This is a genomic window from Paraburkholderia metrosideri (assembly GCF_904848625.1).
GTDB lineage: Bacteria > Pseudomonadota > Gammaproteobacteria > Burkholderiales > Burkholderiaceae > Paraburkholderia > Paraburkholderia metrosideri.
In genome coordinates this window covers 227,552-250,125 of record NZ_CAJHCP010000013.1, presented here as the reverse complement: position 1 = coordinate 250,125, position 22,574 = coordinate 227,552, and the positions used below count along the sequence as shown (strand labels likewise).

At 58.9% G+C, this 22,574-nt stretch carries 24 protein-coding genes; 5 read left to right on the top strand and 19 right to left on the bottom strand.

Annotation, left to right across the window (positions count from 1 at the left end):
- Positions 1 to 7 precede the first annotated feature (7 nt).
- The 6 genes from LMG28727_RS27110 to LMG28727_RS27085 all read right to left on the bottom strand — a co-directional run bounded on the left by LMG28727_RS27110 (position 8) and on the right by LMG28727_RS27085 (position 4,955).
- Positions 8 to 334 carry an HdeA/HdeB family chaperone gene (locus LMG28727_RS27110; RefSeq protein ID WP_201645400.1) on the bottom strand — a complete coding sequence of 109 codons (327 nt, stop codon included), beginning with the start codon at positions 332 to 334 and terminating at the stop codon, positions 8 to 10.
- Between the two features lie 338 nt (positions 335 to 672).
- Complete coding sequence (locus LMG28727_RS27105; RefSeq protein ID WP_201645399.1) at positions 673 to 2,283, bottom strand: MFS transporter; 1,611 nt, start codon at positions 2,281 to 2,283, stop codon at positions 673 to 675.
- Positions 2,284 to 2,329: 46 nt separating this feature from the next.
- Positions 2,330 to 3,106 (bottom strand): molybdopterin-dependent oxidoreductase, encoded by a 777-nt coding sequence (locus tag LMG28727_RS27100; RefSeq protein WP_201645398.1) that lies wholly within the window; start codon positions 3,104 to 3,106, stop codon positions 2,330 to 2,332.
- Positions 3,107 to 3,140: 34 nt separating this feature from the next.
- The gene (locus LMG28727_RS27095; protein WP_201645397.1) at positions 3,141 to 3,767 is read right to left on the bottom strand and encodes a cytochrome b/b6 domain-containing protein; all 627 of its coding nucleotides are present in this window, start codon (positions 3,765 to 3,767) and stop codon (positions 3,141 to 3,143) included.
- A 61-nt stretch (positions 3,768 to 3,828) separates the two neighbouring features.
- Complete coding sequence (locus LMG28727_RS27090; RefSeq protein WP_201645396.1) at positions 3,829 to 4,608, bottom strand: DUF1223 domain-containing protein; 780 nt, start codon at positions 4,606 to 4,608, stop codon at positions 3,829 to 3,831.
- 95 nt (positions 4,609 to 4,703) lie between these two features.
- Positions 4,704 to 4,955 carry a pentapeptide MXKDX repeat protein gene (locus tag LMG28727_RS27085; RefSeq protein ID WP_201645395.1) on the bottom strand — a complete coding sequence of 84 codons (252 nt, stop codon included), beginning with the start codon at positions 4,953 to 4,955 and terminating at the stop codon, positions 4,704 to 4,706.
- A 249-nt stretch (positions 4,956 to 5,204) separates the two neighbouring features.
- Between LMG28727_RS27085 and LMG28727_RS27080 the strand changes: the two genes are divergently transcribed.
- Entirely contained in the window at positions 5,205 to 5,777 is a 573-nt protein-coding gene (locus LMG28727_RS27080; protein ID WP_201645394.1) for a sigma-70 family RNA polymerase sigma factor, read from the top strand.
- Positions 5,774 to 6,415, top strand: coding sequence for a DUF1109 domain-containing protein (locus tag LMG28727_RS27075; RefSeq protein ID WP_201645393.1), 642 nt, complete (start codon positions 5,774 to 5,776; stop codon positions 6,413 to 6,415). Before LMG28727_RS27080 ends, LMG28727_RS27075 begins: the two co-directional genes overlap by 4 nt.
- A gap of 82 nt (positions 6,416 to 6,497) precedes the next feature.
- On the opposite strand, the gene LMG28727_RS27070 is transcribed toward LMG28727_RS27075, so the two are convergent.
- From LMG28727_RS27070 to cyoA, 5 genes are all read right to left on the bottom strand, one after another.
- Positions 6,498 to 6,878: a winged helix-turn-helix transcriptional regulator gene (locus LMG28727_RS27070; RefSeq protein ID WP_201645392.1), complete on the bottom strand. Its 381-nt coding sequence runs from the start codon at positions 6,876 to 6,878 to the stop codon at positions 6,498 to 6,500.
- A 97-nt stretch (positions 6,879 to 6,975) separates the two neighbouring features.
- The gene (gene cyoD, locus LMG28727_RS27065; RefSeq protein WP_201645391.1) at positions 6,976 to 7,359 is read right to left on the bottom strand and encodes a cytochrome o ubiquinol oxidase subunit IV; all 384 of its coding nucleotides are present in this window, start codon (positions 7,357 to 7,359) and stop codon (positions 6,976 to 6,978) included.
- A complete protein-coding gene (gene cyoC / locus LMG28727_RS27060; RefSeq protein WP_201645390.1) occupies positions 7,356 to 7,973 on the bottom strand; it encodes a cytochrome o ubiquinol oxidase subunit III in 618 nt (205 codons plus the stop codon). Before cyoC ends, cyoD begins: the two co-directional genes overlap by 4 nt.
- A 2-nt stretch (positions 7,974 to 7,975) precedes the next feature.
- Positions 7,976 to 9,952 carry a cytochrome o ubiquinol oxidase subunit I gene (cyoB, locus tag LMG28727_RS27055; protein WP_201645389.1) on the bottom strand — a complete coding sequence of 659 codons (1,977 nt, stop codon included), beginning with the start codon at positions 9,950 to 9,952 and terminating at the stop codon, positions 7,976 to 7,978.
- 5 nt (positions 9,953 to 9,957) lie between these two features.
- Complete coding sequence (gene cyoA / locus LMG28727_RS27050; protein WP_236592379.1) at positions 9,958 to 10,818, bottom strand: ubiquinol oxidase subunit II; 861 nt, start codon at positions 10,816 to 10,818, stop codon at positions 9,958 to 9,960.
- A 342-nt stretch (positions 10,819 to 11,160) separates the two neighbouring features.
- Here cyoA and LMG28727_RS27045 point away from each other — a divergent pair, with 342 nt between their 5' ends.
- On the top strand, positions 11,161 to 12,555 hold the full coding sequence (locus LMG28727_RS27045) for an aminotransferase-like domain-containing protein (protein ID WP_201645387.1): 1,395 nt from the start codon (positions 11,161 to 11,163) through the stop codon (positions 12,553 to 12,555).
- Between the two features lie 725 nt (positions 12,556 to 13,280).
- On the opposite strand, the gene LMG28727_RS27040 is transcribed toward LMG28727_RS27045, so the two are convergent.
- The 3 genes from LMG28727_RS27040 to hpaC form a co-directional block, all read right to left on the bottom strand.
- A complete protein-coding gene (locus tag LMG28727_RS27040) occupies positions 13,281 to 13,712 on the bottom strand; it encodes a hypothetical protein (protein ID WP_201645386.1) in 432 nt (143 codons plus the stop codon).
- Positions 13,713 to 13,947: 235 nt separating this feature from the next.
- Positions 13,948 to 14,943, bottom strand: coding sequence for an alpha/beta hydrolase family protein (locus LMG28727_RS27035; RefSeq protein ID WP_201645385.1), 996 nt, complete (start codon positions 14,941 to 14,943; stop codon positions 13,948 to 13,950).
- Positions 14,944 to 15,272: 329 nt separating this feature from the next.
- Complete coding sequence (gene hpaC / locus LMG28727_RS27030; RefSeq protein ID WP_201645384.1) at positions 15,273 to 15,809, bottom strand: 4-hydroxyphenylacetate 3-monooxygenase, reductase component; 537 nt, start codon at positions 15,807 to 15,809, stop codon at positions 15,273 to 15,275.
- Positions 15,810 to 16,045: 236 nt separating this feature from the next.
- Here hpaC and LMG28727_RS27025 point away from each other — a divergent pair, with 236 nt between their 5' ends.
- Positions 16,046 to 16,678, top strand: a complete 633-nt coding sequence (locus LMG28727_RS27025; protein WP_201645383.1) for a response regulator transcription factor — start codon at positions 16,046 to 16,048, stop codon at positions 16,676 to 16,678.
- A gap of 36 nt (positions 16,679 to 16,714) precedes the next feature.
- On the opposite strand, the gene LMG28727_RS27020 is transcribed toward LMG28727_RS27025, so the two are convergent.
- The 5 genes from LMG28727_RS27020 to LMG28727_RS27000 all read right to left on the bottom strand — a co-directional run bounded on the left by LMG28727_RS27020 (position 16,715) and on the right by LMG28727_RS27000 (position 20,801).
- The gene (locus LMG28727_RS27020) at positions 16,715 to 17,458 is read right to left on the bottom strand and encodes an SDR family NAD(P)-dependent oxidoreductase (protein ID WP_201645382.1); all 744 of its coding nucleotides are present in this window, start codon (positions 17,456 to 17,458) and stop codon (positions 16,715 to 16,717) included.
- 65 nt (positions 17,459 to 17,523) lie between these two features.
- A complete protein-coding gene (locus tag LMG28727_RS27015) occupies positions 17,524 to 18,660 on the bottom strand; it encodes an amidase (RefSeq protein ID WP_201645381.1) in 1,137 nt (378 codons plus the stop codon).
- A complete protein-coding gene (locus LMG28727_RS27010) occupies positions 18,657 to 19,190 on the bottom strand; it encodes a nuclear transport factor 2 family protein (RefSeq protein ID WP_201645380.1) in 534 nt (177 codons plus the stop codon). Before LMG28727_RS27010 ends, LMG28727_RS27015 begins: the two co-directional genes overlap by 4 nt.
- Positions 19,191 to 19,195: 5 nt before the next feature.
- Positions 19,196 to 19,585, bottom strand: coding sequence for a hypothetical protein (locus tag LMG28727_RS27005; protein ID WP_201645379.1), 390 nt, complete (start codon positions 19,583 to 19,585; stop codon positions 19,196 to 19,198).
- A gap of 46 nt (positions 19,586 to 19,631) precedes the next feature.
- Entirely contained in the window at positions 19,632 to 20,801 is a 1,170-nt protein-coding gene (locus LMG28727_RS27000; RefSeq protein ID WP_201645378.1) for an acyl-CoA dehydrogenase family protein, read from the bottom strand.
- 240 nt (positions 20,802 to 21,041) lie between these two features.
- Between LMG28727_RS27000 and LMG28727_RS26995 the strand changes: the two genes are divergently transcribed.
- Positions 21,042 to 22,520, top strand: a complete 1,479-nt coding sequence (locus LMG28727_RS26995) for a PAS domain S-box protein (protein ID WP_201645377.1) — start codon at positions 21,042 to 21,044, stop codon at positions 22,518 to 22,520.
- Positions 22,521 to 22,574: the final 54 nt, after the last annotated feature.

The window sequence follows — 22,574 nt, the reverse complement described above, 5'->3', positions numbered from 1 at the left end:
GGCGTCGTTAAGAGTGCTGGAACGGCGAAATCTGTTTTGTCTTGATCATGGACCTGACTTTCGACACGAATGAAGCGTGCGGATCCTGATTGCATGCTTCTGCTACGGTCTCGCCGACCGGATGAGCGGTATCGACCACGATCGTATCGGTTTCCTTGATACCGAGTTTGTCGACGCCCGCAACCCAATAAACCAGCGCTGGCTGATAGAGCTCGTCCACTGCAACATAATCGGCGCAGGTCATTTTCGCCGGGCTGATTTTGTTTTCCTGCGCGCTAGCGGCTTGCGCAATGGCCAAACAGACCAGGACCGTCAGGATTTTGGCGGTTTTCATAAGACACTCCATAATAAAAAATTGAATTCGTCGACATGACGGAGACTGACAAGGCAACCAGCCGGCAACGCGTTGGCCAGTGGGTACGCCTATGCATGGTAGGGATGCCGAATTAGCCGGGAATTACGCGTGACGTGCGGCGGCTATCGTCGAGCGAGTTGGCTTCAGGAAGAAGAAATGTCGTTGGAGCCGATCGCCGCGTGTCCCGACGCTCCGTTTGCAGCATGGTGTGTTGAGGTTGGTGACAATGCTTCCACTCAGACGCTTTACGCAACCGGTATCGACGATAAAGCTATTCTGGCGATTAGCCCTGTGCGGTGATTGTCGTGGCCAACGAATTAATTGCTTTGCTCGACGGCTCCATTTGCCACTTCGTCATCTGTAAAACGGGCCAGTCGCACTGGCGGTACGAACCATACGAGGCACAATCCCAAGATGGCCGTCGCCGCCGCAATCGCCATCCCTGCATGAATCGATTCGACCAGTGCGTTGCGCGCCGCGTCCATCATTGCGTCACCCGCGTGGCCTGCTTCGATCAGACGACCGACGAGCGCCACCTGTTCATTCCGGTCGATCAACAATTCCGGGCTCGCGAAAGACTTGAACCATTGAGTGGCCTGATACGCATCCAGCGAACGATGCACACCGCGCACGTACAGTTGACCCAACAACGCACCGGTAATGGCCGTGCCCAGCATGCCGCCGAATGTGCGCAGCGATTGCAGCAACGCGGTCGCCGCGCCGAGGTTGTCGCGTGGAACGATTTGCTGCGAGAAGATCGTCAGATTCGCTCCGACAAGCCCGAGTCCCAGTCCGCTGACCAGCATGCATGTCATCCAGACGAGATGCGGAGCGGTGCCGGTAATTACCAGCACCGACAGGCTCGCGAGTGCAAACAGTGCAAAGCCCACATACATGATGATGTTCGCACGCCGGATCCGCGTGACAATTCGGTTGTTTGCGATGGTGCCGATCGTCGTGCCGAGGACGAGTGGCGTAATCAGCATGCCGGAATCGTGCGGCGACATCGCATAACCGCCCTGAAACAGCAGCGGGACGTAAAACACGAGAGAAAAAAGGCCGAACCCGCCGAGTAGCGACATCGCGAACAGTGCAGCGAGCTTGCGGTCTACCAGCATGTCGACGGGAACGATCGGATAGCCCATGCGCCGTTCCCAGAACCACAGTGTGACGGCGCCGCCCAACGCGATTACCGCCAGACTGGACGTGGTCGCCGTGATTCCGTCGTCGGGCAGAAACTCGATCAGCAGTTGCAGTGCGCCGAAAGTCAACGCAATGACGATGGCGCCGAGCCAATCGAGGCGAATATGTTGACCCACGCGAGACTGGCGAACGTTCGGCAAGTAATGCTGCACAAAGAGGAACGACACGATGCCAATCGGCACGTTGACGAAGAACACCTGCCGCCAGCCGCCATATTGCGTCAGCAGGCCGCCTAAAGTCGGCCCCACGATGTTCGACAGGCCGAACGCGGTGCTCACGAAAACCAGCCAGCGCAGTCGCAATCGCGCATCGGGGAATAGATCCGCCACGCTTGCAAAGATCGTACCGATCAATATGCCGCCGCCAATACCCTGCACGCCCCGCGCGATCACGAGCATCAGCATGGTGTTTGCCAATCCGCACAGCACCGACGCGACGGTAAACAGCGCAATTGCAGCAAGTAGAAAACGCTTGCGTCCGTACAGGTCGCCGAGTCTGCCGAAGATGGGAATCGTGATGACGGACGCCAGCATGTAGGACGTCGCGACCCACGCGTAAAGATCGAAGCCCCTCAGTTCGGCGACGATATGCGGCATCGCCGTACCGACGATGGTTTGATCGAGCGCGACAAGCATCGCGACGAACGCTAACCCGAGCATCGCGAGCAACGACTGACGAAACGGCAGTAGCTGACGCGCGGGATCGACGGTGGATGCCTGGAACATCGCATATTCCTCAAGTGGCGTTGCGCGCCGGATCTCGTGCTACGACTCAGGATCCGCCAAACCAGTTGTAACCCTGGTCGACCCAGTATCCACCCGGAAACGTGTTGGTCACGAAAATCTCCATGATGTGTTTCGGGTTCTTGTAACCCAGTTTAGTCGGCATTCTGAGCTTCATCGGAAAGCCGTATTTCGCCGGCAGCTGTTGACCGTCATAAGTGAAGGTCAATAGCGTCTGCGGATGCAGTGCGGTCGGCATGTCGATGCTTTCGTAGTAATCGTCTGCACATTTGAAGCCGACATATTTCGCCGAGGTGTCTGCCCCGACCCGTTTCAGAAACTCGGAAAACGGCGTGCCGCCCCAGCGGCCAATTGCGCTCCAGCCTTCGACGCAGATGTGCCGTGTAATCTGTTCTGCTTTTGGCAACGCATAAAGGTCGGCGAGGGTCCACACCTTCGTGTCATGCACCAGACCGCTGACCTTAAGCCGGAAATCGCTGCCGTCGACCTGCGGAACATCGTCGACACCATAAAACGCATTGAAAGGAAACGGGCGCGTGATTTGGGCTTCGGTATAGGTGGGCGCAAGGCGGTTGGGATCGAACAGCCAGCCTTGCACGCTGTCGTTGATTCGCGATACACGCGACAGAAACATTTCAACCGACTTGTCGTCCGACAGGCTACAGCCAGTGAGCATGGCAAGACCGCCGAGAGTGAGGATGCGTTTGCCGAACAAACGGCGCGACGGCATATCGAGTTCGCGGCGCACGTCGATGCTGAGCGACTTCTGATCGACAGTCGAGGTGACGGATTTGAATGGCTTCACAATCGTAGTTCCGGTTAGCGTCGGCTAACGTCAGTTAGCGTCCGCGAATCATCGTGAGCAAAGAGCGTGGCACGAGCGCAACCATCGTCAGATGGACCACGATAAAGCCGGCCAGCAAAGACATCGCGCAGAAGTGCACGACGCGAGCAAAGTCATAACCGCCCATTAATTCGCGCAGCAGCGGAAACTGCACGGATTTCCAGATTGCCAGGCCAGACAGAATCAGCACCGCGATATCGAACATCACGAACAGGTACGCCAGCTTCTGCACCGCGTTGTAGCGACTCGGGTCCGTATGCGAAAGGTGTCCTTTGAGTGCGTCGCCGAGATCGTGCGCGATGGCTCGAACTGATAGCGGGAAGAACTTCGTTTTGATTCGTCCGGTGACGACATTCATCGCCAGATAGAAGAGGGCATTGAAGAAGAGCAGCCACATCGCCGCGAAATGCCACTGCAACGCGCCACCGAGCCAACCGCCTAGCGTGATGCCGGTGGGAATCCTGAAGGCGTGAAATACCGGCGATGCATCGTAGATTCGCCAACCGGACAGCATCATCAGCACGGCAGCCAACGCGTTAAGCCAATGTGCGATGCGAACCCACGCCGGTTGAATCGTGCGGGCTGTGTCGTTCGATGCGCGGTGTTTCGGGATCGCATTCATGTTGAGTCTCCGGGATCGACATTCACGCGGGGAGAATGTCGTTGGCTCAATCGGCTACGTGTCAGTTAGTGCAAGGCAGCAGATCGGCAACTTGCAGTACTTCGCCCGTTTTCCGGTCTTCGGCGAACGCCACTACGCCGCTCTGCGCCGAGCCACCCAGGGAGTCGCCTGCGATCGCGGCATGACCGTTCGCCAGCGCAACCGGTCCGATCCACTGACGAACGACGCGATCGTGATGCAGCGTGACGCCCGCGTTTTCGCCCGCCTTTACGGCGCTGTCGAGGCGATTTTCGTAGACCACGGCGTAAGCAAGCAGGTTGTCAGCCGGTTTGGCGGACGACTGGAAGCTCACGTCGAACGTCATGCGACCCGCTTGCGTGGGATGCGTTTCGACGTGAATATCAACGGGTGACGCCTCGGCATTCAACTGTTGAATCGTCGCAACGAAACGTGCATCGTCCGACCAGTCGCGCATTTCGCGGCCATCGATAAACACTTCAGGCGTGTACACAACATGCTGATGGCCTTCGTCGCTTAGCTGCCGTTGGCGCGCGGTGAAGGTCGCTTGTGCGAAACGGTCTTTCCAGCCGAGGCTGTCCCAGTAGTCGACATGCAGTGCAAGCGGCACAACGGTGTTGGCGCTGCGAGCGTGATCGAGCGCGCTCAGCCAATGGTCGGCGGGTGGGCAACTGCTACATCCTTCGCTCGTGTAAAGCTCCACCAGCGCCACGCGATGCGCTGGGCTGTTCACGCTACAGGTAGTCCCCGCATTAGCGCCGGTGCTGCCGACCGTGCAGGCAATCAGCGCAGTGCAGGCTGACAGAAATGATATGAAGCGCATGACGGACTCCGTCCGAATAACGAAACAGCCTGGGATTCGCGGGTACGTTCGCGGTCGCCACGGTCATCGTGATGTCGCAAACGCACCCGCAGCCCTTATTTACTCATCGCATCTTCTTTTTTCATTGCGTCGTTCTTCATCTTGCCGCCGTCCTTGCTCATCGAGTCTTTCGCCATCGAGTCCTTGCCCATCGAGTCCTTCGACATCGAGCCTTTGGCCATCGAGTCCTTGCTCATCGAATCTTTCGACATCGAATCATTGGACATGGCGCCGCTCGCCTGAGCGAACGCCGAACCACCGCTAATGAGCAAAACCGTGGCAAATGCTGCAATTGCAATGCGCTTCATGACAACTCCCTGAATATGGTTGAACGGGCCTTGCGGCCCATCTGCATGTCGAACGAAACTGCTTCCCGGCAACTACCGATGCGTGGTCATTCCGCATCTGTCAGGTAGTTCGCCGAGCGCGCCTTCGCGGTTACAATGCGCTCGAAATTTTTTTCGAAACGGATAAAAAAGCCCATGTGCAGCGCATGCACGAATCCCCATGCCGCGACCGATGGAATAAACTTGCGGTTCCTGTAACCGACGTCCCCGATGAATCGAACTACCGATATCACCGCAGCGCAGGCGAAAGAGTCGCACTTGCGAAGCTTGTTCGTGAGCGGACTGGCCGGCGACGCCGCCGCGTACCGGCAATTCCTCGCGGAGTTGGGTGCGCACCTGCGCGGTTTTCTACGAAGGCGGCTTCAGTCGGACTCGGCGGACATTGAAGATCTGGTGCAGGAAACATTACTGGCGGTGCACAACGGGCGACACACGTACCGTCCAGAAGAACCGTTGACCGCGTGGATTCACGCAATTGCGCGCTACAAGCTGACGGATTACTTTCGGGCGCGCTCGCGGCACGATGCGCTGAACGATCCACTCGACGACGCGCTGGAGTTGCTCGCGGCACCCGATCTCGAGCCGGCGCAGGCCAGACGTGATCTGGGCAAGCTGCTCGACCAGTTGCCCGACCGGCAGCGTCTGCCGATCATGCATGTGAAACTCGAAGGCTTGTCCGTGACGGAGACCGCGAAGTTGACCGGGCTGTCGGAGTCGGCGGTGAAGGTCGGCGTGCATCGTGGGCTCAAGGCGTTAGCCGCAAAGATTCGAGGAACGCGATGAAAACGGATGACTTCATTTCGCTGCTTGCCTCCGGCGTCGAGCCGGTGGACCGTCACGCGGTCCCAAAACGCTTCAGCATTGCTGTGCTGATCGGTGCGGTGGGCGCAACGTTGATCATGATGATGGCGCTCGGCATCCGTCGTGATCTTGCAGAAGTGGCCGTCACGCCGATATTTTGGGCCAAGGTCGCGCTGCCGTTGTGCCTGATGATTGGCTCGCTATGGATGACCACGCGGCTCGCACGCCCCGGCGGCACAACAGGGGGCAGCGGCTGGGCGGTCGCGGCGCCAATCGTCGCAGTATGGGTCGCAGCCGTCTACGTGCTGATGGCTGCACCGGACGGCGCCCGGCTCGCGATCGTGCTCGGCAAAACGTGGCGGGTCTGCCCGCTCGCTATTGCGATGTTGTCCATTCCGGGTTTGATCGCCGTGTTCTGGGCGCTCAGAGGACTCGCGCCGACCCGGCCCGTACTGACCGGCGCAGCGGGCGGATTGCTGGCTGGATCGACGGCAACGCTCGCCTATTGTCTGCATTGCCCGGAAATGGGCATTCCGTTCTGGGGTGCGTGGTATCTGCTTGGAATGCTGGTGCCGACGGTGGTCGGCGCGCTGCTTGGGCCGCGGCTATTACGCTGGTGATTGAACGGGTGATTGAACGGGTGATTGAACCGCGCGGAATGGCGTTGTCAGTTGCCGGCGCCGTTATGCCAGCCTGCGCAGGTTACGAACCCGGTTTGTGGTCGAACGTATTCATGCTAGCTTCGACTCGTTCCAGTGAGTACTCCGCCCACTTCTTCAGTTCGACGACAATCGGTAATACCGAGCGGGCCAGCGGACTCAACGCGTACTCGACACGTGTCAGACGTTCGTCGAACACGTTGCGTTGAACCAGACCATCCCGCTCCATCGCTCGCAAGGTCTGCGTGAGCATCTTGTCTGAGACGCCCTGTATCCGGCGCCTGATGTCGACAAAGCGTAGCGGTCTATCGCGTAATGCAACGATTGCCAATATCGTCCACTTCTGCCCAAGTCTGGCAAGAACCTCGCGAGAGGGGCAGATCTTCAAAAAAGCGTCCGGTGACAAATGAGAATTTCGCAACATAGCCTGATTTGCGCATTCAATCGACACTAAGATTGGACGGAGAGTCATGCAGTTGGACTGCACGCTCTCCATCCACACGATAAAGAACCGGCGAAACTTAATCTTTAGCCATGGCCCGTTCAATCGACATGTGTGACGGCATCATGTTTTCATTGGCGTTATGCATTACCCACAACGACAATCCGACAATGACGGCAATCAGAAAGCCTGTGCATAGGAAGATGCCGGTGTTGGTCCGCTGATCGCGCGATGCGCCGATGTGCAGGAAGAACACCAGTTGCACGACTAGTTGAACGACACACAGCACTACGATGATAGCGAGGCCAAAGCCGCGTGGTATGACATGAGTCATGACGACGCCAAATGAGGCCAGCGTCAGCGCGACGGACATCACCATCCCGATCACATAGCTCTTCAGCGTGCCGTGCGACGACGGATGAGTCACGTCGTGCGAAGCAGTATGGTGAGACGTGCTGTTCATACAAACTCTCGCAGATAGACAAAGGTGAACACGCAGATCCAGATGAGGTCCAGGAAGTGCCAGAAGAGACTCAGGCAAGCAAGGCGGCGACGCGTGACGCCGGTCAGACCGAATTTGTAGACCTGGTGCATCATCACCGCGATCCACAGCAGACCGCACGTGACGTGCAAGCCGTGTGTGCCCACCAGAACAAAATACGACGACAGGAATGCGCTGACGTGCGGTCCCGCACCGTCTCCGATCAGCTTCGCGAACTCGACCAGTTCCATCGCGACAAAGCCGGCGCCGAGAGCGAAAGTCACCGCGAGCCAGCCAATGACTTGCGCATGACGGCGAATCTGCATGCAGAGCATGGCAAGGCCAAACGTGAAGCTACTGGCGAGAAGCAGCAGGGTCTCGCCAAGTACGTAGCTCAGTTCGAACAGCCCTTTGCCACTTGGGCCACCGGCGGTCGCGTTGGCCAATACGCCGAATGTCGCGAACAGCGTGGCGAAAATGAGGCAATCGCTCATCAGGTAGATCCAGAACCCAAGGGTGGTTCTGGACCCGTCGTCATGCGAATCGTGGTGCCCGTCATGATGCGAGGGGGCGTGCTTCGTTGCTACAGTTGTCATGATCAGGCAACCTCTTCAAGCTGTGCGTAGCGTGCGCTTTCAATCCGGGCAACTTCGTCTGCCGGCACGTAATAGTCGACGTCCTGGTCATACGTCCGGACAATGAACGTGCCGATCATCCCGGCCAGACCGATTGCCGCAAACAGCCACATATGCCATATCAGCGCGAAGCACAGTAGCAGGCTGAACGCGGCAATGATCACGCCCGAGCCGGTATTGCGCGGCATATGAATGTCTTCGTATTCGCCCGGCGGCACGTATGCAACGCCAGCTTCCTTGTTGTCCCAATGCTGTTCGAGCGACGTAATAACCGGCACGTGCGCAAAGTTGTAAAACGGTGCGGGTGACGCGGTCGACCACTCCAGGCTGCGGCCATTCCAAGGGTCGCCAGTCAGATCGCGATTGGCTTCGCGATCGCGAATACTGACCGCGAACTGAATGATCATCGAGACGATCCCCGCCGCGATGAACAGTGCGCCGATCAGCGCAATGACCAGCCATTTATGCCATTCCGGCACCGCATAGTGGTTCATGCGGCGCGTCATGCCTTCGAAGCCGAGGATATACAGCGGAGTAAAAGCGAGCCAGTAACCCACCAGCCAGCACCAGAAAGACACCTTGCCCCAGAACTCGTTCAACGTGAAGCCGAACACTTTGGGAAACCAGAAGCTGATGCCCGCGAGACAGCCGAACACCACGCCGCCAATAATCACGTTATGAAAGTGCGCGACGAGGAAGAGGCTGTTGTGCAGCACGAAGTCCGCGCCCGGCACAGCCAGCAGCACGCCGGTCATGCCGCCCACGGCGAAGGTGATCATGAAGCCGATCGTCCATAGAGTCGCGGTGTGATAGCGGATGCGTCCGCGAAACATCGTGAACAGCCAGTTGAACAGTTTGACGCCGGTTGGGATCGAAATGATTGACGTCATGATGCCGAAGAACGCATTCACATTGGCGCCCGAGCCCATGGTGAAGAAGTGATGGAGCCACACAAAGAACGACAGAATGCCGATCGACGCCGTTGCATAGACCATCGACTTATAGCCGAACAACGGTTTGCCGGAGAACGTCGAGATGATTTCGGAGAAAGCGCCGAAGCACGGCAGGATCAGGATATACACCTCGGGATGTCCCCACACCCAGATCAGGTTGATGTACATCATCGCGTTGCCGCCCAACTCGTTGGTGAAGAAGTGCATGCCGAGATAGCGGTCAGCGGCGAGGAGTGCGAGCGTACCTGTCAACACCGGAAACACGGCGACGATCAGAATGTTGGTAATCAGCGCAGTCCATACGAACACAGGCATCTTCATCAGAGTCAAACCCGGCGCGCGCATCCGCAGGATCGTCACGATGAAGTTAATACCCGTCAGCGTCGTGCCGAGTCCCGATATCTGTAGCGACCAGATGTAGTAGTCCATGCCGACTGTCGGGCTGTATCCGAGTTCGGATAAAGGCGGATACGCAACCCAGCCGGTCGCCGCAAAATCGCCGATGAACATGGACATCATCACGAGTACTGCGCCGACCGCCGCCAACCAGAAACTAAGCGAATTGACGAACGGAAAGGCGACGTCGCGCGCACCGATCTGCAATGGAACGACTACGTTCATCAGTCCAAGGATCAAAGGCGTCGCAACGAAAAAGATCATGATCACGCCGTGCGCGGTGAAAATCTGATCGTAGTGGTGCGGTGGCAGATAGCCGGCCGCGTCGTTATAAGCGAGCGCCTGCTGTGCACGCATCATGATCGCGTCGGCGAAACCGCGCAGCAGCATCACCAGTGCAAGCAGGATGTACATCACGCCAATGCGTTTGTGATCGACTGAAGTCAGCCACTCGCGCCATAGATAAGTCCATTTGCCCGCATACGTGACGGCGCCAAGTAGCGCGGCCCCCAGCACGGCGACTACGGCGAGGGTGCCCATGATAATGGGCTCGTGATACGGAATAGCGTCGAGGCTAAGTTTTCCAAACATGATGACTACTCCCCAGCCTGATGAACAGGCGAGCGGGCTCCGATATGTTCAATGGAAGGCGCACTGTTGGCGGTGCTGCAGATCGGCTCGTGAGCGGCTGAATGCATGTACTGACTGACCACCTTATCGAAGAGGCGCGGCGCAACGTTGGCGTAGATCGTCACCGGGTCCTTCTGACTGGGCTTTTCCAGCGCTTCGTAGGTCGCTTTGTCGAGCGACAGCGGTGATTGCTTTGCGCGAGCGATCCATGCATCGAAATCCGCGCGATTCGTTGCTACGGTGTCGAAGTGCATGTCCGAGAAACCAGGGCCGCTGAATGCCGACGACTGTCCCGCGTAGACGCCTGGCGTATTGGCGATCAGGTTCAATTGAGTTCTCATGCCTGACATCGCGTAGATCTGGCTGCCGAGTTGCGGAATGAAAAACGAGTTCATCAACGACTCGGCGGTGATGTCGAACGAGATCGGCGTATCGACCGGAATGGCGAGCTGATTGACCGAGGCCACGCCGTAGTCTGGGTAGATGAACAGCCATTTCCAGTTCAGCGCGACGACTTCGACGCGGACCGGCTTGGTCTGCGATTCGATCGGTTGCGATGGATCGAGGCTATGCGTGGTGCGCCAGATCACGAGAGCCAGAATGGCGACGATGACGCAGGGAATTACCCACACCACCACTTCGATCGCGGTGGAATGGGCCCATTTGGGCGCGTACGTCGCGCGCTGATTCGACGCGCGATAGCGCCACGCGAAGTACAAGGTCAACAGAATGACCGGCACGACGACCAGCAGCATCAAACCTAGGGCGAGCAGGATCAGATGCTTTTCCTGCATGCCGATGTCGCCCTTGGGATCGAACAACGTCATGCTGCATCCGCTGAGCAAACCGGCCGCGCCCGGCACGACGGCACGTGCTGCGGCAGCACAGATGCCACGACCCGGCCCGGAGCGGATGAGCGCACTTAACCCGCTAGCGGGCTTTTTTCTAAACAATCTTGGATTCGGCATGTCATGTACCCTGGTTGTCGGCGACACCATCCATACATGCATCCGATCAGCGATCCGGCACGCCCGGCCGATTCACGCAAAAGTGCCTCATTTATGGTGCTTCCACGCTTCCGTACCGGTGGCGTAGTGTATGGATTTGCGTCCCGTGCCGGGATCGTAGTGTGAGACAATATCCATACAACTGCGACAGAATGACGCCGAATGACATCCATGCATGATCCATACAAGGAGGCTCTCTGGGCTTCCGGATTCACTGGCGGCGAAGGTCCACGCTACCTTCAGATCGTCAAATTTCTCGAACACGCGATTGCGCAAGGATCGTTACGCGCGGGCGATCGACTCCCCGCGCAACGCCGTCTGGCAGAGTTGCTCGGCATCGATCTGACAACGGTCACGCGTGGCTTTGCCGAGGCGCGCCGCCGTCAGTTGATCGAGGCGCGCGGCACGCTCGGCACGTTTATCGCCGCGCCGAAGGTGGAGTTGACGCAGAGTGTCGACCTGAGCATGAACATCCCCCCGCCGCCTGCAGATGTCGATATGGAAGCGCTATTGCGCCAGGGGATGTCGCAGGTGCTGATGCGCACCGACACCGATCTGCTGATGACCTATCACCTGAGTGGCGGCAGCAGCGTTGACCGGCGCGCCGGTGCGCAATGGTTGAAGCCGATGCTTGGGCATGTCGATACCGAGCGTGTCGTAGCGTGTCCGGGTGCGCAATCCGCGCTCGCTGCATTGATTCTCGCGTTGACGCAGCCTGACGATGTCATCCTGATGGAGCCGCTCGGTTATCCGGGCATGCCGATGGCGGTAGAGCAGCTAGGGCGAAGGATTGAAACTGTTGCCGTGGACGAGCACGGCATGCGCCCGGATTCCCTGGAAAGCGCATGTCAAAGATATAACGCGCGAGTCGTCTATCTGAACCCCACGCTTCAGAACCCGACGACTCATACCATGCCGGAAAAACGGCGGCTAGAAATCGCCAGGGTAGTCGAGCGTTTGAATGTGAAGATCATTGAGGACGATCCTTACTGGCTGCTCGCGAAAGACGCGCCTCCGCCATTTGCGCGCCTGATTCCCGCGCGGGTCTTTTATATATCGACGTTGTCGAAATGTTTGTCCCCAGGGTTGCGCACTGCGTTTGTGGCTTTCCCCGACATGGAGAGCCAGCACGCTTTTCTCTCGGCGCTAAGAACATTTTCTTTAACCTCTCCATTGACGACTACGTTAGTCACGCAATGGATTCACGACGGTTCGGCGGCTTTGCTATTGGCGGGCGTGCAGGCTGAATCGAGAGCGCGTCAACGGATGGCGACCGGCACGCTGTCGGGTGCGACAAGCGGGACGGTCAATCACGGCATTCACGTGTGGCTCACATTACCCAGCTACTGGAGAGCGGCAGATCTTTGTGCCGCCGCGCGTGCTGAAGGCCTGGTAGTCGCACCATCGTCGGCGTTTTATCGGGGGCACAATCCGCCCAATGCAATCCGTATTTCACTCGGTCGATGTCGGGGGCGGGAGCAACTCGATGCGGCCTTGAGAAAGCTTTCGAGTTTGCTTGCGCAGAAGCCACCGGTCAGTCATGAGTTGGTGATATAGCGCCATCGTTCCTACGTAGAAACTGACGGGCGTTGGATGCCGTTAGAACGTGTGCATCGCCATAAAGAGCGGCTTCGCCAATTGCCGGATTCACTTTTGGAGTTGACGTGGCTGCGGCATTTCATGGGGATGTGCTAAAACGCTCGTTGGCAGGACAGGATATATCCGACCGGTTCCCGTTGCGCATGCGAATGGCATGGGTTGCAGGGTCCCGGAGACTTTGGGTGATGTCGACGTCTATCAGTGTCGTCGACGGAATCGGGGAGGTCTTATGCAGAAGCGGAAACTCGTAAGAGCAGGAGCGGCGACAGGTGGTTTGGTAGAGTTGCTGGACCAGCTCGAACTGGCGCTAGCGGACTTACCGCCTCGAGCACCCGTTTGCAAGGCACTGTTGGAGTTGAACCGGCGACTTGGAACCGGCGCGAATGTGAACACGTTAGTGCGGACTCGGCAAGCCCGAACCGGTTCCGCTCGGCGCGCGCCGCGCGCGGCAGTCGAGTCATTGTCACTGTTCTCGTAGTCCCGTATAAGCGACGGCACCGACCGTTTGCATAAAAAGACCCGAAGGGTTTCTTTACGACGGATTCCCGCCGGGTTCGCCCGAGAAGTTGATTCCCGCGACCAGTCCCTTCGGCGCAACCTTGAGTGGCGACTCTACCACGAGCAAATCGCAATGAATCGGTGTAATAACATTGCGATTTGCTTACATGATCGAGACGGCGTAATCAGTGGTAGATGGTTTTTGAAGATTGCAGCGCAGTGAACTCACCGTGCTTGAAGCGGAACCAGCCTTGCGAGCCTTGCATCACGACTTCGTCGTCCTGCCAGAACACACGCTTTACCGTCATGCGTCTGTTCGAGCGTTGCACGAGTGGCGGGCGGTGGTGAAAGTCGTATAACACCGGTCCGGCGTCGGTCTGCACAAGCATCCGGGTGACCGTGTTACTTCGACTGTCAATGTCATCGAAATGTGTGAGCGTGTTGGCGACGAAGTGATCGAAAGGTTGCTGGTCGAGGGTGGTGGTGAAACCGTGGTCGACATGCGCGAATTGCAACGTACCGGACGAGGTAATGAACGGGTTGGACGCGTTGCTTTGTGCATATGCGCAAGTCATCAAGGAGAGAGCGGTGGCGACAGAGACGAGCAGTTTCTTCATGGATGGGGTGCGAGTTCCAAAGGTTTTCTGGCTGGCAGTTTAAATTATCTGATTGCAGATTTATGGCCGTACCGGAAGCACTCATCGGCTTACCTGACGTCAGTACGATCGCGTCCGTCGTGTTGCCCATCACGGTAAGCGAAGCGGATTCGTGTCAAAACCACTTTCAATCAACTGTCGCCGGTCCGGGCGCGTCACGCGAATGCCGGCGCGCATTCGCCCTACGAGAAGCTTTCTATTGCAACGTAGCCTGGAAAAACTGCACTACGTTGGCGTTGAACTGTTCATGAAACGCGGCTCGGTCGAAGCCGGGCAGGCTGTTGCAGATTTCCGGCCGCAGCCTGGCAAGACGCTCGTCGCAGGGCGGCAGGAAATCGTAGTGGCCTGCATTGGCAACTGCGTGATATTCGGGCGCGCGAGGCAAGTGATCACGTACCGCCTCGTCGTAATAGGGATGCGGCTGATGACGATCATCGGCAGCGCTCCAGAGCTGAACCGGAGCCTGGACGGTACTTAGCCCGGTGCGCCCGAACGCAAATCCGAACGAAGGCGCAGCGATGACGACGGCCCTGATGCGCGGGTCGTGGACCCAGGCGCTGGCGGGAACATCTGCGCCGATATGGAGGTCGACGCCCGCGTGCTGCAGGGCCTCACACAAATCCTGATTCGGGTGAGTTCCGCAAAACGGGGCGATTGTCGAAAGGTCCGGGAGACCCCCTGCGGCGACTAGCACGGTGAAGCCGCCGTTGGAAAAGCCGAACGCGCCGACTCGGGCCGGGTCTAGCTGGCCGTGCCCACGCCAGGTGTCGAGCAGGTAGTCAACCAGCCGGTGAAGCTGCTCGGGCCGGCGCCAGAGTTGCAGGACGTGGCTCTGATCGTCGAAGGTGTCGCCGGCGTGACTGACCGCTGCCGCGACGAAACCCGCATGAGCCAACGCGAGAGCCGTGTCGTCATGGCTGCCGTACCAGCCTGCGCCGCCGTGCGACATCACCACGAGCGGCAGGTGATCGCCGACGAGCGGCGCGTCGGACGCCACCGTCTGGGTGACATTACCCAATGCGTGGGGTGCTGCTGGCGAGCTGGTCGGATACCAGATGCCGGCAATAAGCGGTGGCTCGGCACCATTCGGTATTTTGACTTCTTCAAAGCCGACATCGGCCGCGAAGACAGGTGCCGCGACCAGACCCAACAGCACAGTGACAATACCCATCAACCTCATGGTGGTCTCCATTCCGATCGCCGATATGAGTCTACAAGATCATGCGATCCACTCGTCATTCGTCATTCGTCACTCGCGACCAACACAACGGCGCGTGCGGCTTCTGCTGAAACGATCAAGCGTCGGAACGGCTGCGCAACCGCCCGGTGCAACACGACCGCGCCGCACGTTGCCGTTGGTCCCGCGACGGTTCCGCCGCTACCGGCAGCGACACCAGGAGGCCCGCGGCCAATAAGCAGATTGCGCGCGATCAACCGGTTCAGCACCAGGGAATTGTGCTGACGGATCATTTCGATGTCGAACGGCGTGGCTGCGTTAGCCGAGCGCGTGCGGCAACCAAATCACTGGGCCTTCCACGCCCGGGGAACGCGATGAAAGTTCCGGTCGAAATAAATCAGGCTGTCGCCATCGGAACGCACGCGGATTTCGGTCGTCTCGACAAACATGACGGAATGCGATCCCACTTCCTTCGCTTCGACAATCGTCCCCTGCAGGCTTGCCAGCGCTCCGCGTAGCACGGGCACGCCATCGACGCCATCGTCCCACACAGGCAGCTGAAAGCGCTCTTCCATCGACAAACCCGTCAGCCCCGCAAAGTGACGTGCCACGCCTTCGAGACTTGCAGGAAGCACGTTAATGCATACGCTCCGGTTACCGTCGAAAATGGCATGCATCGCGCTTGAGCGGTTCAGACAAACCAGAAGCGTCGGCGGCGCGTCCGTGACCGAGCAAACGGCACTCGCGGTGATTCCGCAGCGCCCGTGTGGACCGGCCGTCGTAATGACGTTGACCGCAGCGCCGAGATGCGCCATCGCCTGCCGGAACTGTTGGCGGAACGGATCGACTTCAGGGTTGGCTGCTCGTTGCGTATTGGACATGTGGGCGTCCCCTAGTGGATGTCAGGTTAAATAAAAGGCAATGCGGGCGCACGCCTGATGCGAGTACCCAAAGCGACGTCGCGCGAACTGACGGTGTAGTGAAACTGCGCATTTGCGAGTGGGATTTCGCCGGTTATGATTGATTCATGACAAGGACTGGCTATGCAGGCACGAAGTCGTTTTCGCTGCGCATGCGGCTCGACCCACCTCACCGTTCGCAACGAGATTGACTGTCCATGAACCCAACTTCCCCGCTGGTCTATATCGTCGATGACGACAACGGCATGCGTACCTCGCTGGCATGGCTGCTCGAATCGGTCGGCATTCGATCGCAGGGCTTTGTCAATGCAGCGGACTTCTTTCGTGCGTTCGACGTCAACGTGCCGGGCTGTCTGGTGCTGGACGTCCGCATGCCGGAAACGAGTGGCTTCGACGTACAGGAAGAGTTGAACCGTCGCGGCGCAACGTTGCCGATCATCTTCGTTAGCGGACATGGCGATATTCCAATGTCGGTACGTGCACTCCAGCAGGGCGCGATCGATTTCGTAGAGAAGCCGTACAACTCCCAGCAAATGCTCGAACGCGTGCAGCGCGCGATGAAGCTCGCCACCCAGCGTCACGCGAAAGATGTGCGTCTGCGCGAATTGCGCGAACGATTGAACTCGCTGACAACCCGCGAGAAAGAAGTGTTGCGCGGGCTGATAGATGGCAAAGCCAGCAAACGGATTGCTTCGGACCTGTCGATCAGCGTGAAAACGGTGGACGTGCATCGTGCAAGCGTTAAAGAAAAGCTGGGCGCCGTGTCGATCGCGACGCTCGTGCGCGACATACTCGAAGTATGGAGTCCGCCGAGTGAGAAGCCGGACTAGCGCGCGGTTCATCACGGGCTGGCCGTTGCGAATACGTCAGCGCATATAGAGGCCGCCGTTCACATCCCAGCAGGCGCCGTTGGCGAAATAGGCGTCGGCGGATGCCAGCATGACGGCGACATCCGCAATGTAGGCCGCGGACCCGAGCTTTCCCACGGGAATACCGGCGATCACCGTAGCCAGTTTGTCGGCGGGAACGCTTTCGTGGACGATAGGAAGATCGAGCGGACCGGGCGAGATCGCGTTGACGGTCACGCCGTGCGCCGCCAGGTCGCGTGCGAATACCTTCGTCAACGTGATGGCGCCTCCCTTGGCAGCCGCATAATGTGCGCCAGTCGCGGAGCCGCCGTTCTGACCCGCGAGCGAAGCGATATTCACGATGCGTCCCATACCGCGCTCCGCGAAATACTGGCCGAATACCTGGCAACCGAACAGCACGCTACGCAGATTGATGCCGATCACCTGATCGAACTGCTCCGCAGTAATCTCCATCACGGGTACGACTTTCGACGCACCCGCGTTGTTAACGAGTGCGTCGATTGAACCCCAGCGCCCGATCAGCGCGTCGCGTGCGGCCGCAAAATCGGCTTTCGATGCGACGTCGAGTTTGATCGCGCAGGCGGTCGAACCATCTTCGCTCAACTCCCGTGCGATTAATTGTGCGGCTTCGATTGCAATATCGGCTAACGCGACGTTATAGCCCGCAGCGTGAAAGCGGCGCGCGACTACTGCGCCCAATCCTCGCGCCGCGCCTGTCACGATCACTGTTTTATTCGACATGTTGAAACTCTCCTTCGGGTGCGCGCAAACGCGGCACTCAGATGTGTTGAGTTGTTTTCTGTTAGCTAGCGGGCGAGCGTCGCTTCGATATGGGCGGCAACGGCGCACACCATCTCGTCCGCACCTTTGCGCCCGACGATCTGCAAGCCCGCTTTCAACGGCTTGTGTTGAAGAGGAATGGGAATAGTGAGCGCAGGATGACCACTCAGATTGAACGGGCGGATCAGTGACGACATGCCGATGACCGACGTTCCCGCGCGAGCTTCTTCAACGGTAATAGGCAGTGCGGGCAGCGTGGGAAGTACCAGCACGTCAGCGTGTTCCAACGCGCGATCGACCTCTTCGGTGAAGGTGTGTCTCACATTCTCGGCCGCGTCGAGATCAGCCGCGGTTGTTCTGGCGGCAGCGCGTAATCTCGATTCAATGTCGGCGCCGAGTTTGCCGGTTTCCACCAGATGGCCGAATGCCTGCCATGTTTCCGCGTTGATGACCGCGAGGCCGGCCGCGAACGCATCGGCGATCAGTTTGAGTTCGACGCTGTGAGTGGCGAATTCAGCACGCCGTACGACGGTGTTGATTGCAGCCACTATGTCGGCATCTGCGTCCACCGCGACGACGCCCACACGTGCGCCCGACGCGCGACGCAGTGCCTGGTCCGCGCTGAAAGAGGGATCGATTGCCGACATCGCGCGAATGATCGTATTCATATCACGCGCAAACGGTCCAACGCAGTCCAGCGTCGTGACGCGTGGCGCGACACCGTTACGTGACACACGGCCGAACGTCGGTTTGAGTCCGATCACACCACAACATGCAGCGGGGCCGCGAATCGAGCCGCCTGTATCCGTGCCGAGCGCAGCGTCAACGAGGTGTTGGCCGACCGCCGACGCAGAGCCACTCGACGAACCGCCGGGAATGCGCGTCACGTCCTGGGGATTCGGCGGCGTGCCATACAGATCGTTGATGCCGGTCATGCCAAATGCCAACTCATGCATGTTCGTCTTGCCCGTGATGCGCCAACCTGCATCAAGCAGACGCTGTACCACTTCGGCGTGCTGCGAAGCGGGCGGCGCGTCGGCCAGTGCCCGACTCGCAGCCGTCGTTGAATAGCCGGCAATGTCGATGCTGTCCTTGATCGAGATTGACGGCGCGTTTGCGTCGCCGTGTGCGCTCAATTCGAACTGTTTGAGGAATGCGCTCATGCGGTAACTCCATCACGCGGATTGACTTGCCAGGGTGCATCGAAAAGACGCTCGGTGCGGAAATGCCGAATCAGCCACGTCAGACCCTGATCGAGAGGCGACGGCACGAAGTCGACCTCAAGCCGTGCGGAAATCAGCTCCGCTTTTCCGTCGACATAACCCGATGCCTGCAACATGACCCAGCGCCCGCTGGCGTTGTCGCGATTGACTTCGATATGCTCGGCGGTCAGAAAATGCACGTTAGTGGTGAAGTGCGGCGTAGGAGGCAGGTACCGTTGCAGCATCCCGACGATCTGCGCGTGTCCTTGCAAACGGCCGAATTTGTCCGTGTATTGCAGACCGATACCTTCCCACACCGCATCTTCAGTAAAGAGCGCGGCGAGCGATTCACCAGCGAGTGCCTGCACGGGCACGTCGCACAGCGCCATATAGCGCGAGATGGTTTTGCGCACGGCATTCTGTGCTTCGAGTGCGTTGACCCGCACCTGCAATGCGCGAAACGCAACGGTGTCGACTGTCGATTGAGTCATGAGCGTCAGGCGTTGTGCGTCGTTGCAGCGGTGGCAGCAGGGGGCACCGTCAGCGCACGCCCGACGCGTGCTTCGATCTTGCCGTAGCGCCACAGGTTGTACTCGCCCACGGGCGTCGTGCGATACAGATTGCAGACAGCCACCGCCGTGTCGAAATCGGCGACATCCGCCATGATGTAGAACGTCCACGGCGCACTGTCAGCCTGGCCGACCACCAGCCGGTCATCGTCCATCACGCCGAGTACGCGTACGTGTTCCATGGCTTCAACGGCGCTCAGCATCTTGCCGTAGGCCTGCCACACCTCGCCGATCTGCTCACGCGGCAAGTCGAAGAAATTTTGCGTGACGCCGCAGCAGAACAGAACGCGCAAGGGCAGGTTTCGAGTGTCGGTCATAGCGTATTTTCCTTGTGTCGAGTGTCGAATATTGGATAGATCAGGTTCAGAGATAGCCAGGAATAGGCGGCACACCGACGAACACCGCGCCGGCCCCGTCATAGTTACCTTCGCCGAGAAACGCATGCTGCGTGACGACCATCGAGTCGCGCATCAGACGTTGCAGCGGATGCGTGCGATAGATTGCCATCGTGCCGCCCAACCGATACGCGCGACTCACCACGTCAGCGCCTTCACGCGCGATTTGCGTGGCTGACAGACGCAACAAGCTGACCTGCTCCGGTGTGACCGCATTGCCCGCGAGAATCGACTGCCACACGCTATGAGTCGATTCGTAGAAGAACGCACGCGCGGAGCGCAGTTGCGCTTCGGCCTTGGCGAGTTCGATCCGGTAGTAGGCGCGGTCTGCGAGTTGCGGTGCACCTGTCGTGGTCTTGCGTCCGCCGGCCATGTTGTTTGCGACGTCGAGCGCGGCGCGTGCCAACCCGAGGTTCACGACCGCCAGCACCTGCGCGGCATAGGCGACGGTTGGATAGCGATAGAGTGGCTCGTCGACGGTGGGCGCGCCACCGCGCACGAAGGTCCAGTCTTGCGCGACGAATTGGTCGGTCACCCGCAAATCGTGACTGCCCGTGCCTTGCATGCCGACCACGTTCCAGTTCTCGACGATCTCCACCTGCTCGGCGCGAAATACGGCGGTTTGAGGCTTGCCAGGGGGGCCGCCTGCGTTACCGGTTGCGATGCCCACACCGAGCCAGTCAGCGCCCTTGCAACCACTCGCAAACTTCCACAACCCGTTCACGCGATACCCGCCTGCCACCTGCGTCGCATTCTGCACAGGGAAGAGACCGCCGGCGAACACCTGATCCGGGCCGTTTGCATAGATCGCGGCCTGGGTGGCAAGCGGCAGCGCGGCGAGATACAGATTCGCCGATCCGAAGCTCGCGACCCACGCCGCCGAGCCATCAGCCGCCGCAATGCGCTCGATCATTTGCAGAAATTCGCCGGGCGCACGGGCATCACCACCAAAGCGTCTCGGGGTGGCCGCACGATAAATGCCCACTCGTTTGAGCTTCTCGATCAGGTCGCGTGGCACGTGAGAGAGTCGTTCGAATTCTTCGCGTCGTTGTGCTATTTCCACGATGACGTCATCGAGTGTGAGTTCGTTCGTCTGGTTGACGAGGTCTTCCTTCTTTACGGCAGCGGTGAGCGTCATGGGGCGTCTCCGAACCTTTTAATGGTTGAGGATAGAGTGGGGAACGCGTGCAGGCCGCACACGGTGATTCCAGTCTAGGAAAGCCAAAAATCTCGAACAATTGGGAAGAGACCGCGCCGTATAGGGTGATTTGCCGAGCGGTCTAAAGAAATCTTTAGAGGCTGTTCGAGGGCGCGGATGGTATGGTTGAAGCTCGGTCTAACCGTTTCGATTTCCGGCCTCTGCACTGGACTGTGTTCGATGGATTCGCTTGCTGAAGAAGATTTCCGCCTCCTGCTCGACGCGCTGACCCAATGCGTGCTGCTGCACGATGCCCAAACGAAAGCGATTGTTTGGGCCAATCGCGCTGCGTGTGTCGCGCTTGGCTTTTCGGTCGAAGAGCTTTTGCCGCTCAAAGCGCACGATATGACGCGCGACGATTCCAGGTACCGGCGCGAGATGGCAGTCAGTGCGATGGACCGCTCGGTCGAGCAGGGGCCGCAAGCGTACGAGTGGTGCTATCGGTCGCGAGCGGGTGTCGATATGTTGTCGGAAGCCATCGCCGCTTATGTGCCGTTGCGCGAGCATCCAGTGGTCATGGTGCAGTTTCGCGATATCAGCGCGGAAGACGCAATGCGCCAGAAGCTGCGCAGCTACGAGATGCGTCTGCGTGAATACATGCAGGATCTGGGCGAGGGGGTGGCGGTGGTGACACCGCGCGGCAAGATAGCGTACCTCAGCGAGTCGGGGCGGCGCGTGTTGGGTATGGACCCGGACGTGCAGTTCGAAGCGGAGGCGCTCGACTACTGTGCGCCGGCGGATCGCGAGCGCCTCATAGCGCAATTGCGCAGCTCGACGAAGCGGCGTTCTACACCCGCGCAACGTTATCGTGTCGTGCGTCGCGATGGTGGCGAACGCTGGCTGCGCATTACATCCCGACGCGTCAATATCGACGACGAACTGAATGGCGTTCTGCTGCACTTTCGCGACATCAGCGCTGAAGTGGCAACAGAGGAGGCACGCCGGACGGAAGCGCAGATGCTGGAATACGCGGGTCGTTACAACGCAATGGGTGAAATGGCTACGGCGATTGCGCACGAGTTGAGCCAGCCGCTTGCAGCGGTACGCAATTTCATCGAGGGTGCCATTCAGCGTTTGAGTCCACTCGACGCGGCAGTCGACGCGATCTGGGGGCTGCGCGCCGCGGACCGGCAAGCGGAGCACGCGGCTCATATCATCAAAAGCGTGCGTGAGTTTGTCGTGAAGCGCGAGCCGGTCGAAACACAAGCGGACTTGCGCGACGTGCTCGCCGATGTCGCGTACTTTATCCAGCTTCGCGCACGCGATGTCGGCATCGCGGTCGCGATCGAACAGCATGACACGCCATTACCGATACGCTGCGAGCGCGTGTTGATCGGTCAGGTGATTCTCAATCTTGCATTCAATGCGGTCGAAGCGCTGACGGGCGCGCAGCAAACCGCCGGCGTAGTGACACTTGCCACCTCCGCGCATGACGGCGTGGCCGAGCTTCATGTCATCGACAATGGCCCCGGTGTGGCAAATGAAGCGTTGGGTCGTCTGTTTGACGGCTTTTCTTCGTCTAAAGCGGGTGGCAACGGGATTGGCCTGTCTTTGTGCAAGAACATCGTCTCGCGTCATGACGGGCGAATCTGGGCGCAACGCTCGGCGTCGGGCGGACTCGATTGCGGTTTCGCATTGCCTTTGTCGTTGCGAGCCTGAAAACATATACGACCTGATCTAACTGCCTCGCAGACCTTCGGGTAGATAGATTTC